At 59.7% G+C, this 13,043-nt stretch carries 14 protein-coding genes; 10 read left to right on the top strand and 4 right to left on the bottom strand.

Features of this window, described 5'->3' with window-relative positions; all coding sequences use genetic code 11:
* Nucleotides 1-7: 7 nt before the first annotated feature.
* The 8 genes from rnpA (at nt 8) to ACJ8IP_RS19745 (ending at nt 7,792) form a co-directional block, all read left to right on the top strand.
* On the top strand, nt 8-367 hold the full coding sequence (gene rnpA, locus ACJ8IP_RS19710) for a ribonuclease P protein component (RefSeq protein ID WP_004933883.1): 360 nt from the start codon (nt 8-10) through the stop codon (nt 365-367).
* On the top strand, nt 331-588 hold the full coding sequence (gene yidD / locus ACJ8IP_RS19715; protein WP_004933881.1) for a membrane protein insertion efficiency factor YidD: 258 nt from the start codon (nt 331-333) through the stop codon (nt 586-588). The genes rnpA and yidD overlap by 37 nt, the downstream gene beginning before the upstream one ends.
* Before the next feature lie 2 nt (nt 589-590).
* Complete coding sequence (gene yidC / locus ACJ8IP_RS19720) at nt 591-2,228, top strand: membrane protein insertase YidC (protein ID WP_033645144.1); 1,638 nt, start codon at nt 591-593, stop codon at nt 2,226-2,228.
* 96 nt (nt 2,229-2,324) lie between these two features.
* Nucleotides 2,325-3,689 carry a tRNA uridine-5-carboxymethylaminomethyl(34) synthesis GTPase MnmE gene (gene mnmE / locus ACJ8IP_RS19725; protein WP_042783380.1) on the top strand — a complete coding sequence of 455 codons (1,365 nt, stop codon included), beginning with the start codon at nt 2,325-2,327 and terminating at the stop codon, nt 3,687-3,689.
* 111 nt (nt 3,690-3,800) lie between these two features.
* Nucleotides 3,801-5,114 carry a lysine N(6)-hydroxylase/L-ornithine N(5)-oxygenase family protein gene (locus tag ACJ8IP_RS19730; protein WP_089192388.1) on the top strand — a complete coding sequence of 438 codons (1,314 nt, stop codon included), beginning with the start codon at nt 3,801-3,803 and terminating at the stop codon, nt 5,112-5,114.
* Between the two features lie 95 nt (nt 5,115-5,209).
* Entirely contained in the window at nt 5,210-5,935 is a 726-nt protein-coding gene (locus ACJ8IP_RS19735) for a 4'-phosphopantetheinyl transferase family protein (protein WP_033645147.1), read from the top strand.
* Between the two features lie 161 nt (nt 5,936-6,096).
* Nucleotides 6,097-6,663, top strand: coding sequence for an NADPH-dependent FMN reductase (locus ACJ8IP_RS19740; RefSeq protein ID WP_033645148.1), 567 nt, complete (start codon nt 6,097-6,099; stop codon nt 6,661-6,663).
* 76 nt (nt 6,664-6,739) lie between these two features.
* On the top strand, nt 6,740-7,792 hold the full coding sequence (locus ACJ8IP_RS19745; protein ID WP_033645149.1) for a hypothetical protein: 1,053 nt from the start codon (nt 6,740-6,742) through the stop codon (nt 7,790-7,792).
* A 35-nt stretch (nt 7,793-7,827) separates the two neighbouring features.
* On the opposite strand, the gene ACJ8IP_RS19750 is transcribed toward ACJ8IP_RS19745, so the two are convergent.
* On the bottom strand, nt 7,828-9,165 hold the full coding sequence (locus ACJ8IP_RS19750) for an NCS2 family permease (RefSeq protein WP_033652325.1): 1,338 nt from the start codon (nt 9,163-9,165) through the stop codon (nt 7,828-7,830).
* Nucleotides 9,166-9,400: 235 nt separating this feature from the next.
* Between ACJ8IP_RS19750 and ACJ8IP_RS19755 the strand changes: the two genes are divergently transcribed.
* Together ACJ8IP_RS19755 and yieH are read left to right on the top strand one after the other, a co-directional pair.
* Nucleotides 9,401-9,805 (top strand): NUDIX hydrolase, encoded by a 405-nt coding sequence (locus ACJ8IP_RS19755; protein WP_033645151.1) that lies wholly within the window; start codon nt 9,401-9,403, stop codon nt 9,803-9,805.
* Nucleotides 9,806-9,851: 46 nt separating this feature from the next.
* Nucleotides 9,852-10,520 (top strand): 6-phosphogluconate phosphatase, encoded by a 669-nt coding sequence (yieH, locus tag ACJ8IP_RS19760; RefSeq protein ID WP_004933845.1) that lies wholly within the window; start codon nt 9,852-9,854, stop codon nt 10,518-10,520.
* Here the strand turns inward: yieH and ACJ8IP_RS19765 are convergent.
* The 3 genes from ACJ8IP_RS19765 to ACJ8IP_RS19775 all read right to left on the bottom strand — a co-directional run bounded on the left by ACJ8IP_RS19765 (nt 10,517) and on the right by ACJ8IP_RS19775 (nt 12,893).
* Nucleotides 10,517-11,257, bottom strand: a complete 741-nt coding sequence (locus tag ACJ8IP_RS19765; protein ID WP_033645153.1) for an amino acid ABC transporter permease — start codon at nt 11,255-11,257, stop codon at nt 10,517-10,519. The two genes, yieH and ACJ8IP_RS19765, sit on opposite strands and share 4 nt — an antisense overlap.
* Before the next feature lies 1 nt (nt 11,258).
* Nucleotides 11,259-11,972 (bottom strand): amino acid ABC transporter permease, encoded by a 714-nt coding sequence (locus tag ACJ8IP_RS19770; RefSeq protein ID WP_033645154.1) that lies wholly within the window; start codon nt 11,970-11,972, stop codon nt 11,259-11,261.
* Between the two features lie 81 nt (nt 11,973-12,053).
* Complete coding sequence (locus ACJ8IP_RS19775) at nt 12,054-12,893, bottom strand: ABC transporter substrate-binding protein (RefSeq protein ID WP_025304747.1); 840 nt, start codon at nt 12,891-12,893, stop codon at nt 12,054-12,056.
* Nucleotides 12,894-13,043: the final 150 nt, after the last annotated feature.

A 13,043-nucleotide genomic window follows, 5' to 3' on the forward strand; every position in this document is an offset into this window, starting at 1 on the left:
CCGCTGAGTGGTTAAGCTCGCTTTTCCCAGGGAGTTACGTTTGTTAACTCCCACTCATTTCACTTTCGTCTTCCAGCAGCCACAACGGGCTGGCACGCCGCAAATCACCATCCTCGGCCGCCTGAACCAGCTGGGGCATCCCCGCATCGGTCTTACCGTCGCCAAAAAACACGTCAAACGCGCGCACGAGCGTAATCGGATCAAACGCCTAACCCGCGAAAGCTTCCGCCTGCGCCAGCACGAATTACCGGCGATGGATTTTGTCGTGGTGGCCAAAAAGGGGATAGCGGATTTGGATAACCGCGCGCTGACGGAAGCTTTGGATAAATTATGGCGTCGCCACTGTCGCCAGGCTCCCGCATCCTGATCGGGCTGGTGCGGGCCTATCAGCTCGTCATCAGTCCGCTGCTAGGGCCTCGTTGTCGCTTCCAGCCGACATGCTCTCATTACGCAATTGAGGCATTAAGCAGGTTTGGCATGATAAAAGGCAGTTGGTTAGCATTGAAACGCGTATTAAAATGCCACCCTTTGAACCCAGGTGGCGATGATCCGGTGCCGCCAAAAACCGACGATAACAGAGAACACTAACGATGGATTCGCAACGCAATCTTCTCCTCATCGCTCTGCTGTTCGTGTCTTTCATGATCTGGCAGGCATGGCAAACGGACAACGCTCCGCAGCCGGCCGCACAGACCACGCAACAGACTTCGAACGCAGTAGCCGGTGATGCCGCCAGCCAGGCCGTGCCAGCCAGTGGTCAGGGTAAGCTGATTACCGTGAACACCGACGTGCTGTCACTGACCATCAACACCCGTGGTGGCGATATCGAGCAGGCTAAACTGTTGGCCTACCCGGAAACTCTGGGTTCATCGACTCCGTTCCAACTGCTGGAAACCACTCCGTCGTTCGTCTATCAGGCGCAAAGCGGCCTGACCGGTAAAAACGGCCCGGACAACCCGGCCAACGGCGAACGCCCGCTGTACCAAGCGGCGCAGGACAGCTACACCCTGCCGGAAGGCCAGGACGAGCTGCGCATCCCGCTGACCTACACCGATAAAGACGGCGCGGTCTACACCAAGACCTTCGTGCTCAAACGCAACCACTATGCGGTCGGCGTAGATTACAGCATCGACAACAAAGGCGCGGCGCCGCTGGAGCTGACCCTGTTCGGCCAGCTGAAGCAGACCACCGAATTGCCTAAGCACCGCGATACCGGCAGCAGCAACTTCGCGCTGCACACCTTCCGCGGCGCGGCGTACTCGTCCAGCGAGGACAAGTACCAGAAATACGCGTTCGACAAAGACGAAAACCTGAGCGTCACCACCAAAGACGGTTGGGTCGCCATGCTGCAGCAGTACTTCGCCACCGCGTGGGTACCGGCGACCAAGGGTGACAACACCTTCTACACCGCCAAACCGGGTGACAACCTGTCCACCATCGGCTTCAAATCTACGCCGGTCGTGGTGCAGCCTGGCGCTCAGCAGCAGCTGAACGCGACCCTGTGGGTCGGCCCGGAGCTGCAGGACCAGATGGCCCAACTGGCGCCGCACCTGGATCTGACCGTGGATTACGGCTGGCTGTGGTTCATCTCCCAGCCGCTGTTCAAACTGCTGAAGTTCATCCACGGCTTTATCGGCAACTGGGGCTTCTCCATCATCATCATCACCTTCATCGTGCGCGGCATCATGTACCCGCTGACCAAGGCGCAGTACACCTCGATGGCGAAAATGCGCATGCTGCAGCCGAAGCTGCAGGCGATGCGCGAACGCATCGGCGATGACAAGCAGCGCATGAGCCAAGAGATGATGGCGCTGTACAAGGCGGAGAAAGTGAACCCGCTCGGCGGCTGCCTGCCGCTGATCATTCAGATGCCGATCTTCCTGGCGCTGTACTACATGCTGATGGGTTCGGTCGAGCTGCGCCACGCGCCGTTCGCCCTGTGGATCCATGACCTGTCGGCGCAAGACCCGTACTACATCCTGCCAATCCTGATGGGCGTGACGATGTTCTTCATTCAGAAGATGTCGCCGACCACCGTGACTGACCCGATGCAGCAGAAAATCATGACCTTCATGCCGGTGATCTTCACAGTGTTCTTCCTGTGGTTCCCGTCCGGTCTGGTGCTGTACTACATCGTCAGCAACCTGGTGACCATCCTGCAGCAGCAGCTGATTTACCGTGGTCTGGAAAAACGCGGTCTGCACAGCCGCGACAAGAAAAAAAGCTAAGCGTATTGTAGGGGTTCGGCGCGCCGACCCTTGCAGTCACCCCAAAGGCGGTCATTAGACCGCCTTTTTGCATCTTAATCGTCAGAGAGAACCGTTATGAGCACCACCGATACCATCGTAGCCCAAGCCACCCCGCCGGGACGCGGCGGCGTCGGCATTCTGCGCATTTCCGGAAGCAAGGCCAAAGACGTCGCCCTGGCGTTGCTCGGCAAGCTGCCGAAGCCGCGCTACGCTGACTATCTGCCGTTCCGCGACGCCACGGGCGCCACCCTCGATCAGGGCATCGCGCTGTGGTTCCCGGGGCCGAACTCCTTTACCGGCGAAGACGTGCTGGAACTGCAGGGCCACGGCGGGCCGGTGATCCTCGATCTGCTGCTCAAGCGCGTGCTGGCGCTGCCCGACGTGCGCATCGCGCGGCCGGGCGAGTTCTCCGAGCGCGCGTTTCTCAACGACAAACTCGATCTGGCGCAGGCCGAAGCGATTGCCGATCTGATCGACGCCAGCTCCGAGCAGGCGGCGCGTTCGGCGATGAACTCGCTGCAAGGCGCGTTCTCCACCCGCATCCACCAGCTCGTGGAAGCGCTCACTCACCTGCGAATCTATGTGGAAGCGGCGATCGACTTCCCGGACGAGGAAATCGACTTCCTGTCCGACGGTAAAATCGAGGCGCAGCTCAACGACGTGATGGCGGATCTGGACAACGTGCGCGGTGAAGCGCGCCAGGGCAGCCTGCTGCGCGAAGGGATGAAGGTGGTGATCGCCGGGCGCCCCAATGCCGGCAAATCGAGCCTGCTCAATGCGCTGGCAGGACGCGAGGCGGCGATCGTCACCGATATCGCCGGCACTACCCGCGACGTTCTGCGCGAACACATCCATATCGACGGCATGCCGCTGCACATCATCGACACCGCCGGCCTGCGCGACGCCAGCGACGAAGTGGAACGCATCGGCATCGAACGTGCATGGAACGAGATCGAACAGGCCGACAGAGTGCTGTTTATGGTTGACGGCACCACCACCGCCGCCACCGAGCCGGCGGAGATCTGGCCGGAATTTATGGCGCGCCTGCCGGACACGCTGCCGATCACCGTGGTGCGCAACAAAGCCGACATCACCGGTGAAACGCTGGGTATGACGGAAGTGAATAACCACTCACTTATTCGCCTGTCGGCCCGCACCGGCGAAGGCGTCGATGTGCTGCGCGATCATCTTAAACAGAGCATGGGCTTCACCAGCAACATGGAAGGCGGCTTCCTGGCGCGCCGTCGCCACCTGCAGGCGCTGGAACTGGCGGCGCAGCATCTGGTACAGGGCAAAGAACAGTTAGTGAGCGCTTACGCGGGGGAGCTGCTGGCCGAGGAACTGCGCCAGGCGCAGCTGGCCCTGAGCGAAATCACCGGCGAATTCACCTCCGACGATCTGCTGGGCCGCATCTTCTCCAGCTTCTGTATCGGGAAATAATCGACTGCGAGCGCCGTATCCTACTCGGCGCCCGCATGTTACTTCTCCCGGCGGCATCAAAACTCACCTAAGCTTATCTCATCAATTTTGATGCTTGAGAGATAAGCTTACATGAACGAACCTTTAGACTTGATCGGCGTGGGATTGGGGCCTTTCAATCTCAGTCTGGCCGCTCTGGCCGCCGAAAGCAACGCCGTCAATTATACCTTTCTCGATCGTAACGCCAGCTTCCGCTGGCATCCCGGTATGCTGTTGCCCTCAGCTTATATGCAAACCTATGTACTGCAGGATCTGGTTACCGCCGTCAGCCCACGCAGCCAATTTTCATTTATTAATTACTTGGTCGAAAAGAAAAAAATTTATCGTTTTTTAATCACCGAGCAGCAAATTATCAGCCGGGAAGAATTTTCCGACTACCTGAGTTGGGCCTGCGAAAGGTTAGACGGACTACAGTTTTCACAGTCCGTAGAGTGTATTGATTTTGACGATGAAAAGGGTTTGTTCAAGGTAAGTACCCACAACCAGACTCTGTGGGCGAAAAATATCTGTCTGGGTACCGGACATGACCCTTGGTTGCCGGAAGCATTTTACCCGGCGCTGGGTGAAAACTGCATGCATGCCGCTGAAATAGCCCTGCGCAATCCAGACTTCAGCGGCAAGCGGGTTATGGTAGTGGGCGGCGGCCAAAGCGGCGCCGATGTTTTTTTGAACGCGTTGCAGGGACACTGGGGCGAGCCGGCACAGCTGGATTGGCTCTCGCGCCGTCCCAATTTTCAGCCGCTGGATGAGTCCCCCTTCACCAACGAATATTTCACTCCTGAGTACGTCGACTATTTCTATACGCTGCCGGCCGAGATCCGCGCACGTGAAATCAAAACACAGAAATTGCCGGCAGACGGCATCAGCAATCATACGCTGCGAACCTTGTACCGTGAGCTTTATATGCGTTTTGACGTGATGCGCCAGACACGCAATGTGCGTTTACTGCCCCATCGCACTCTACTGACCGTAGAATCAAAGGATGGGGCTTTTCATCTGCGCACGCTTCACGGTCTGGAAAATCGCCAGGAAAGTTTCAGAGCCGATATCGTCATTCTGGCCACCGGCTATCGCGCCACTCTGCCCGCTTATCTGAAACCCCTGGTGCCACGCATCCCGCTCGATTCGAAGCAGCATCTACCGCTGCTGCCAAATTTTAATCTTGAATGGCTCGGCCCGGAACAAAATCGAATTTATGCGGTAAATGCCGGGATACACAGCCATGGCAGCGCAGAAGGCGGACTGAGCCTGATGGCCTGGCGTTCAGCGCGCATCCTCAATCACTTGCTGGGCAAGCCATACTTTGATTTGGCACCGAACACATCAATGATCCAATGGTGGAGCGATGCCGCGTCGGACGATATCTCTTCCATCGTTAATAAATAGGATAATCCGCATAGTGTTTTTTGATGATAAATCCTCAACTTAGCCTTAATCTAACACCCCTGCGTTCTTAGCGACCCTCTGTCATGGAGTGAACAATGGCGTGTCATTTTGCCCGATGGACCCCGGCCTCCGCTGTCCTGGATACCCAGAGACTCTCCGACGAAGTTATAGCCGCCACCCGCACCTTTTCCGTTAAGCGCCGCACGCGTTACCTGCAAGGGCGCATTCTGCTCGCCGAAATGATGTTTTACCTGTACGGCCTGCCGACGCTTCCCCCTATAGCCACCACCCCGACCGGCCGCCCCTGCTTCGCCGATCATCAGCTGCCCGATTTTAGCCTCGCCTACGCCAGCAACACCGTGGGCGTGCTGCTCAGCGACGAAGGCAAAGTCGGACTGGATATCGAAGTGATGCGGGCGCGCGGTACCCGGCAAAGCGCGCTGCAACACGCGCATCAGACGCCGGCGGAAAGTGCCTGGATCGGCGCGCAGGACGATCGGCTGGAGGCGGAAACTCAGCTGTGGAGCATCCGGCAAAGCGTGCTGAAAATTTCCGGCCTGGGCAACAGCGGCCAGTCTACGCTGCGTCTGCATCCGTTCTCAGGGCACCTGCGCTCCAGCGCCACGCCGGACGTTCAGGTGATGAGCGACGCCGATGAATACCTGAGCTGGGCCTGCGCCGGCAGCCCCGGGCTGGATCGCCTGCTGTGCTGGCGCTACGAAGAGCGCCGCGGCCTGCACAAAGACGGGGAAATCTCGCCCCGCAGCCCGGCGGCGTCCTCGCGCTTCGTCAAACTGACGGGTCTGAAGACGCCCGGTTAACGTGGCGCAAGGCGGATAAAGCCGTTTTTACCGCACGAATTTCTGCCGTAATTTGTAAAAACAGCTAAATGTTGAGCAATCGCCTATTCTCGACCCGAGCTTTAGCCTACTATTCGCCCATGTTGTCCGCTGAATCTGCTCATTCGAAAGGGAGAATCATCATGTCAGACCAAGCCTTAAAAATCGTCACTCTGCTCGGCAGCCTGCGCAAAGGCTCCTACAACGCCATGGTGGCCCGCGCTCTGCCAGGCCTGGCTCCGCAGGGCGTCACCATTGAAGCGCTGCCTTCCATCCGCGATATCCCGCTGTACGACGCCGACATGCAACAGGGTGAGGGTTTCCCTGCCGCGGTCGAAGCGATAGCAGAGCAGATCCGCCAGGCCGACGGCGTGATCATCGTCACCCCCGAATACAACTATTCCGTGCCCGGCGGGTTGAAAAACGCCATCGATTGGTTGTCTCGCTTGCCGAATCAACCGCTGGCCGGCAAGCCGGTGGCCATTCAAACCAGCTCGATGGGGCCCATCGGCGGCGCGCGCTGCCAGTACCACCTGCGCCAGATCCTGGTGTTCCTGGATGCGATGGTGATGAACAAGCCCGAGTTTATGGGCGGCGTGATCCAGAACAAGGTCGATGAACAGGCCGGCGAACTGAGCGATCAGGGAACGTTGGATTTCCTGACCGGCCAGCTGTCCGCGTTCAGCGATTTCATTCGCCGCGTGGAATGACGGTCTCGCGGCGCCCGCAGGGCGCCGCAACAGGACATGAAGTCCGCCAATTTATTGAAATTAAAGCCATAGCATCATGTATTTTTTCATTTTAGCGTTATTTTTCGTTTCCATCACCAGTCCCGCTTTCGCCGCAGACATGCGTTATCCCGCCGGTGAAGAGCCGCTGGAGCTGCCTGCGCACAGTGCGCTTAACGCCCAACTGTCGCGATCCGCGCAAAACCAGGAAGATAAAAAGCTGGGCGCCATGTCGCTGTACCTGACGCTGATGCGCGAAGACGGCCGCAACGTCTGGGCCCCCTACCAGCTGGCGGTATCGTCGGCGGAGAAAGGGCAAACCGAGCTGGCGGAGCGCTATCTGCAGCTGAGCGCCGATCGCGGCCTGTGGTACTACTACAATCTGCTGGAGGACGACGCCTTCAACAGCATCCAGCACTCCGCCACCTACCAATCCATTCTGGCCGCCACCAAAGCGCGCTATCTGCAGCACGCCCGCCGCTATGAAGGCAAAGCCAGCTACGCGATACCGGACGGCGAAGCGCCGCCCGAAGGTTGGCCAACGGTGATCTTCCTGCATACCTACGGCAAGGCCGCCGCCATCAGCCCCGAGGAACGGCTGCTGTTCGGCGAAATGGGCGTGGCCTATATCGAGATCAACGGCACGCAGATGTTGTCGGAAAACAGCTTCCGCTGGTCGAATTACAGCGACGAGAGCACCCAGGCCGCCCTTCAGCGTACGGTGCAACAGCTGGCTCCACAGTTAAAGCTGAACCCCCAACGGATTTATCTCAGCGCTCGCGGCCAGGGTGCGCTGCACGCCGCCAATCTGATCGCGAAGTACCCGCAGTTTTACGCCGGCGCGCTATTGATCGCCCCCAACGGCGAGATCAAGCCGGCCCAGCAGTCGCTGGCGGCGAAAAAGAAAATCGTGATGGCGTATTACGATCGGCAGAACTTCAGCGAGCAGGCGCTGGCATTGCACTTCGCCAATCTGTTCGGAGAGGATAATCAGGTTCAGACGCTGCACTTCGCCCAAGGGGAGGATGCCGCCGGCAGTTGGCAGGCGCGCTTCAGGCGGCCATTGCAATGGGTGCTGGATCGGGCGCCGGATGCAACGCCGGGAGTCTAGGGTTTCAGGGCCGACGGACGTCGGCCCTTTGGCTGTCAATGGCCGTCGACGAAAACGATCTTCAGCACGAACAGCAGCGCCACGACCACCACGCACGGGCTGATTTCACGCCAGCGGCCGGTGCCGAGCTTCATCACGCAGTAGGAGATAAAGCCGAGCGCAATGCCTTCGGTGATCGAGAAGCTGAACGGCATCATCACCGCGGTGACAAACGCCGGTACCGCTTCGGTCAGATCGTCCCATTTCACCCGCGCCAGGCTGGAGGTCATCAGCACGCCGACGTAGATCAGCGCGCCGGCAGCGGCATACGCCGGCACCATACCCGCCAGCGGCGACAGGAAGATCACCAGCAGGAACAGCAGGCCGGTGACCACCGCCGTCAAACCGGTGCGGCCGCCCACGGCGACGCCGGATGAGCTTTCGATGTAAGCGGTTACGGAAGAAGTGCCCGCCAGCGAGCCGGCCACCGAGCTGATGCTGTCAACGTACAGCGCCTGCTTCATGCGCGGGAACTTGCCCTGATTGTCGGTCAAACCGGCTTTATCGGTAACGCCGATCAGGGTGCCGGAGGAGTCGAACAGGTTCACCAGCATAAACGAGAAGATGACCCCGGCCAGCCCGATGTTCAGCGCGCCGGCCACGTCGACCTGGCCCACTACCGAGGTGATGCTCGGCGGCAAGGAGAACAGGCCGCCGTATTTCACGTCGCCCAGCATCCAGCCGATCAGGGTAGTGACCACGATCGATACCAGCACCGCCGCGTGGAAGTTGCGCGAAGAGAGCACGGCGATGATGAAGAAGCCAAGCGCCCCCAGCAGCACATTGTGCGAGGTCAGGCTGCCAATGGTCACCAGCGTGTCCGGGTTGGCCACCACGATGCCGGCGTTTTTCAGCCCCATCATGCCGATGAACAGACCGATGCCGCTGGTGATGCCGACCCGCAGGCTGACCGGAATGTTGGCGATCATCCAGTAGCGAATGCGGAAAATGGTCAGCAGCAGCAGGCCGACCGCGCCCCAGAAGATGGCGCCCATGCCCACCTGCCAGGAGATGCCCATCGCGCCGACCACCACGAAGGCGAAGAAGGCGTTCAGGCCCATCGCCGGCGCCAACGCCACCGGCAGGTTCGCCAGCAGGCCCATAAGGATGCTGCCGAAGGCGGCGATCAAACAGGTGGTGACAAATACCGCCTGGGTATCCATGCCCGCCGCGCCCAAAATTTGCGGGTTAACGAACACGATATACACCATGGTGAGGAAAGTGGTGATACCGGCAATCGTTTCCGTACGCGCCGTCGTGCCATGTTGCTTGAGTTTAAACACGCGCCCAAGCAAGCCTTGCTCAGCGTCAAGGCCAGATACTGGTTTGGTCATTATCAGAATTCCGAAAATGGGAATGGACAGTCGCCGGCTATCCTATAACAAAAAATGGGGCTTTTGACGCCGGTCACAGGTTTTTTTCGCCGTCTTTACGGCTAAACGCGTCAACGGCTTGTATTTACAGGCATTCATTCTCCATCACAGCCCGCCGCGTTGCCGTTTGCCGACACGGCCGATAAAATGGCCTATCGCATCTCTTACCCTACCCGCTAAAAAAACAGGAACCCGCATGTCTTCGACCTTTATCGATAAGCTCGCGTTGATCGCGCTGAAAGATGACAAAGTGGCGCTGGTGCGCTCGCACAACAAGACGCTGTTTTATGTACCGGGCGGAAAGCGTGAAGCGGGTGAAACCGATGAGCAGGCGCTGTGCCGCGAAATCGACGAAGAGCTGACCGTTGCGCTGCAGCCGCAATCCATCGCGTTTTACGGCGAGTTCACCGGCCCGGCGGACGGCAAGCAGGACGGCACTCAGGTGCGCATTCGTTGCTACCAGGCCGACTTTACCGGGCAGTTGCAGCCGGCCGCCGAAATCGCCGAGCTGAAGTGGTGCGACAGCCGCGATCTGCCGCAGTGTTCACACGTCGCCGCGCTGATTTTGCACGATCTCAAGGCGCGTAGCCTGATCAAGTGATCGCTGAGCGGCCTCAGCGGCGTTAACCCGAAGGAACCTGTCCCGCATGAATCAGATTGACTGCATTTTGTTCGACTGCGACGGCACGCTGGTGGACAGCGAAGTGCTGTGCAGCAAAGCCTATGTCCATATGTTCGCCCGCTACGGCATTCATCTGTCGCTGGAAGAGGTATTCAAGAAATACAAAGGGGTGAAGCTGTACGAGATCATCGATCGGGTCAACGCCGAGCAGGGCACTGACCTGGCAAAAGAGACGCTGGAGCCGCTGTATCGGCAAGAAGTGGCGCGGCTGTTCGACAGCGAACTGCAACAGATTGCCGGCGCCCGCGAGCTGCTGGCGCAGGTGACGGTGCCAGTCTGCACCGTCTCCAACGGGCCGGTCAGCAAGATGCAGCACTCGCTCGGCCTGACCGGCATGCTGCCTTATTTTGATGACCGGTTGTTCAGCGGCTATGACATTCAGCGCTGGAAGCCGGACCCGGCGATCGTGTTTCACGCCGCCGAACAGATGCAGGTGCCGGTGACGCGCTGCATCCTGGTGGACGATTCGCCCGCCGGCGCGCAGGCCGGCATCAATGCCGGCATCCCGGTCTTTTACTTCTGCGCCGATCCGCATAACCCGCCGATCGACCACCCGCTGGTGACAACGTTTGACGACCTGGCTCAATTGCCCGCGCTGTGGCGCGAACGCGGCTGGCGGCTGACGGCCGATTAACTGGCCGGCAACGGCGGCTTGTTGCGCCACCAGCGCCAGGAGCGCTTCAGGCCGCGGGTTTGCGCGCCGAAACGGCGGTTGACCGCGTTGGCCAGCAGATCGAGCGCCAGGCAGAACACGAAATAGACCAGCGCCACGAACAGGAAGACTTCCATCGGGTAGACCATGCTGCGGTTGTTGACCTGGGTCGCCAGGAAGGTCAGTTCGCCAACGCCGACGATATAAGCCAACGAGGTGTCTTTGATCAGAGAAATCCACTGGTTGATGAACGACGGCACCATCATGCGCAGCGCCTGCGGCAGCACGATCATGCGCAGCGTCTGCCAGCGGGTCAGCCCCAGAGAAAGCCCGGCCTGCCACTGGCCGGGGCCGATCGCGGCGATGCCGGCTTTCACCGCATGGGCCAGATAGGCCGAGGCGATCAGCGCCAGCGCGCACACGACGGTGGTGATTTCCGGGATCTCGACGCCAAACACCATCGGCAACAGGAAATAGGTCCAGAAGATCAGCATGATGACCGGAATGGCGCGGAAAAAGCCCAACACCGCCGCCAGCAGCCCGGCGGCGATGCCACGCGACATCGCCAGCGCCACGCCGAGCAGGGTGCCGAGCACCGCCGAGGCGACTCCGGCCATCAGACTGATCGCCAACGTCAGCGCCGCGCCGCCCAGCGGCCCATCCGGCCAGGTGCCCCACAGCAGGTAGCCCAGGTTGTCGTGAATCACGCTGAAATCCATCTCAATGCCCTCCCAGCGGTTTACGCTGTTGTCGCCACATGCCCCAGCCTTCCAGCAGCGCGATGATGGCGATATACAGTACCGTCGCCACGCCGAACGCCTGGAAAGTGCGCAGGGTTTCGGTTTCGACCTGACGCGAGGCGTAAGAGAGTTCGGCCACGCCGATCGCCATGGTCAACGACGAGTTCTTGATCACGTTCATGTATTGGCCCAGCAGCGGCGGCAGCGCGATTTTCAGCGCCTGCGGCAGCACCACATAGCGCATCGCCTGCCAGCCGGTCAGCCCCAGCGCCTGAGCGGCATATTTCTGCCCGCCGGCGACGCCGCGAATGCCGGAGCGGATCTCTTCGGCGATAAAGGCGGTGGAGTACAGCGTCAGGCCGAAGAAACCGGCGAGAAACTCGAATGACGGCCACTCAAGCGGGCCAACCTGATGGGCGCTGTTCAGCCACTGCATGGCGGCGGACGGCAGGATCTGCCCGGCGGCGAAGTACCAGAAGAACAGCTGCACCAGCAGCGGCGTATTGCGAAACAGCGAACTGTACCCCATCGCCAGCCAGCGCAACGGCCGCAGGCTGCTGTCGCGCATCGCCGCCAGCACAAAGCCCAGCAGCGTAGCCGCCAGCCCCGCGCAGGCGGAAAGCCACAGCGTCAGCAGAAAACCGTGCCACAGCCAGCTCAGGTATTGCGGCGCCAGCAGCCAGTCCAGGTTCATGTTCAATCCTTGTCTTGCAGAATGCATCAGGGGCGCAGCAAGCTGCGCCCCTCCGTGCCTATCTCACCGCAAGCGGTTAAGTCAGGCTTTTGGTTGCTGATCCAAAGGCGCGATTTTGAAATCGCCGCGCGGTTGAGCGGATTTGGTTTCCGGCCCGAACCAGCGATCGTAAATCTTAACCGCTTCGCCGTCTTTTTCCAGCTTGATCAGCGTCTCGTTCACCGCGGCGGTCAGGCGATCTTCACCCTTGGGAATGCCCACGCCCTGATACTCTTTGGTCAGGCTGAACGGCGAAATTTCAAACTCCGCCTTTTGCGCCGCCGGCAGGTTGCCGAGCAGGCCGACCAGCTTGGCGTCGTCCTGAGTGATCGCCTGCACGTTGCCGTTACGCAGCGCCACGAACGCCAGCGGGGTATCATCGTAGGAGATCACTTTCGCCGTTGGGAAACGCTCGCGCAGGGTGATTTCCTGCACCGTGCCCTTATCCGCGCCGATGCGCAGCTTCTTGATGTCTTCCGGCGTTTTCAACACGCCTTTGCGGGCGATGAATTTCTGGCCAGTGGCGAAGTACGGCACGCTGAAGTTCACTTCCTTGGCGCGCTCGTCGGTAATGGTGAAGTTGGCGGCAATCAGGTCAACCTTCTTCGACACCAGCAGCGGAATGCGGTTGGCCGGGTTGGTGGCGCGCAGCTCCACTTTCACCCCCAGCGCTTTGCCGATCGCGTCGGCGACATCCACATCGTAGCCCACCAGCTTCTTGCTCTGCGGATCGATGTAGCCGAACGGCGGGTTGCTGTCGAACACCGCGATGCGCACCACGCCGGCTTGCTTGATATCGTCAAGTTTGTCCGCGTGCGCGGCGCCGGCGGCGAAACCGGTCAGACTGGCTAACAACGTTAAGGCCAAAGCGCGATGTTTCATAGAAAGCTCCTAAGTGGTTGATGTCCTGCTGGCGGATAAGCTAGCAAGCGCCACATAGGTCAGGAAATAATATAAAAAGCTATATTTATAACCTTTTTATATTTACGCGCTTAAGATGGAATAAAGGCGCGGGAAACCGCGCCTTGGAAG

This window comes from Serratia sp. CY52157 (assembly GCF_052168495.1).
Lineage (GTDB): Bacteria > Pseudomonadota > Gammaproteobacteria > Enterobacterales > Enterobacteriaceae > Serratia > Serratia ureilytica.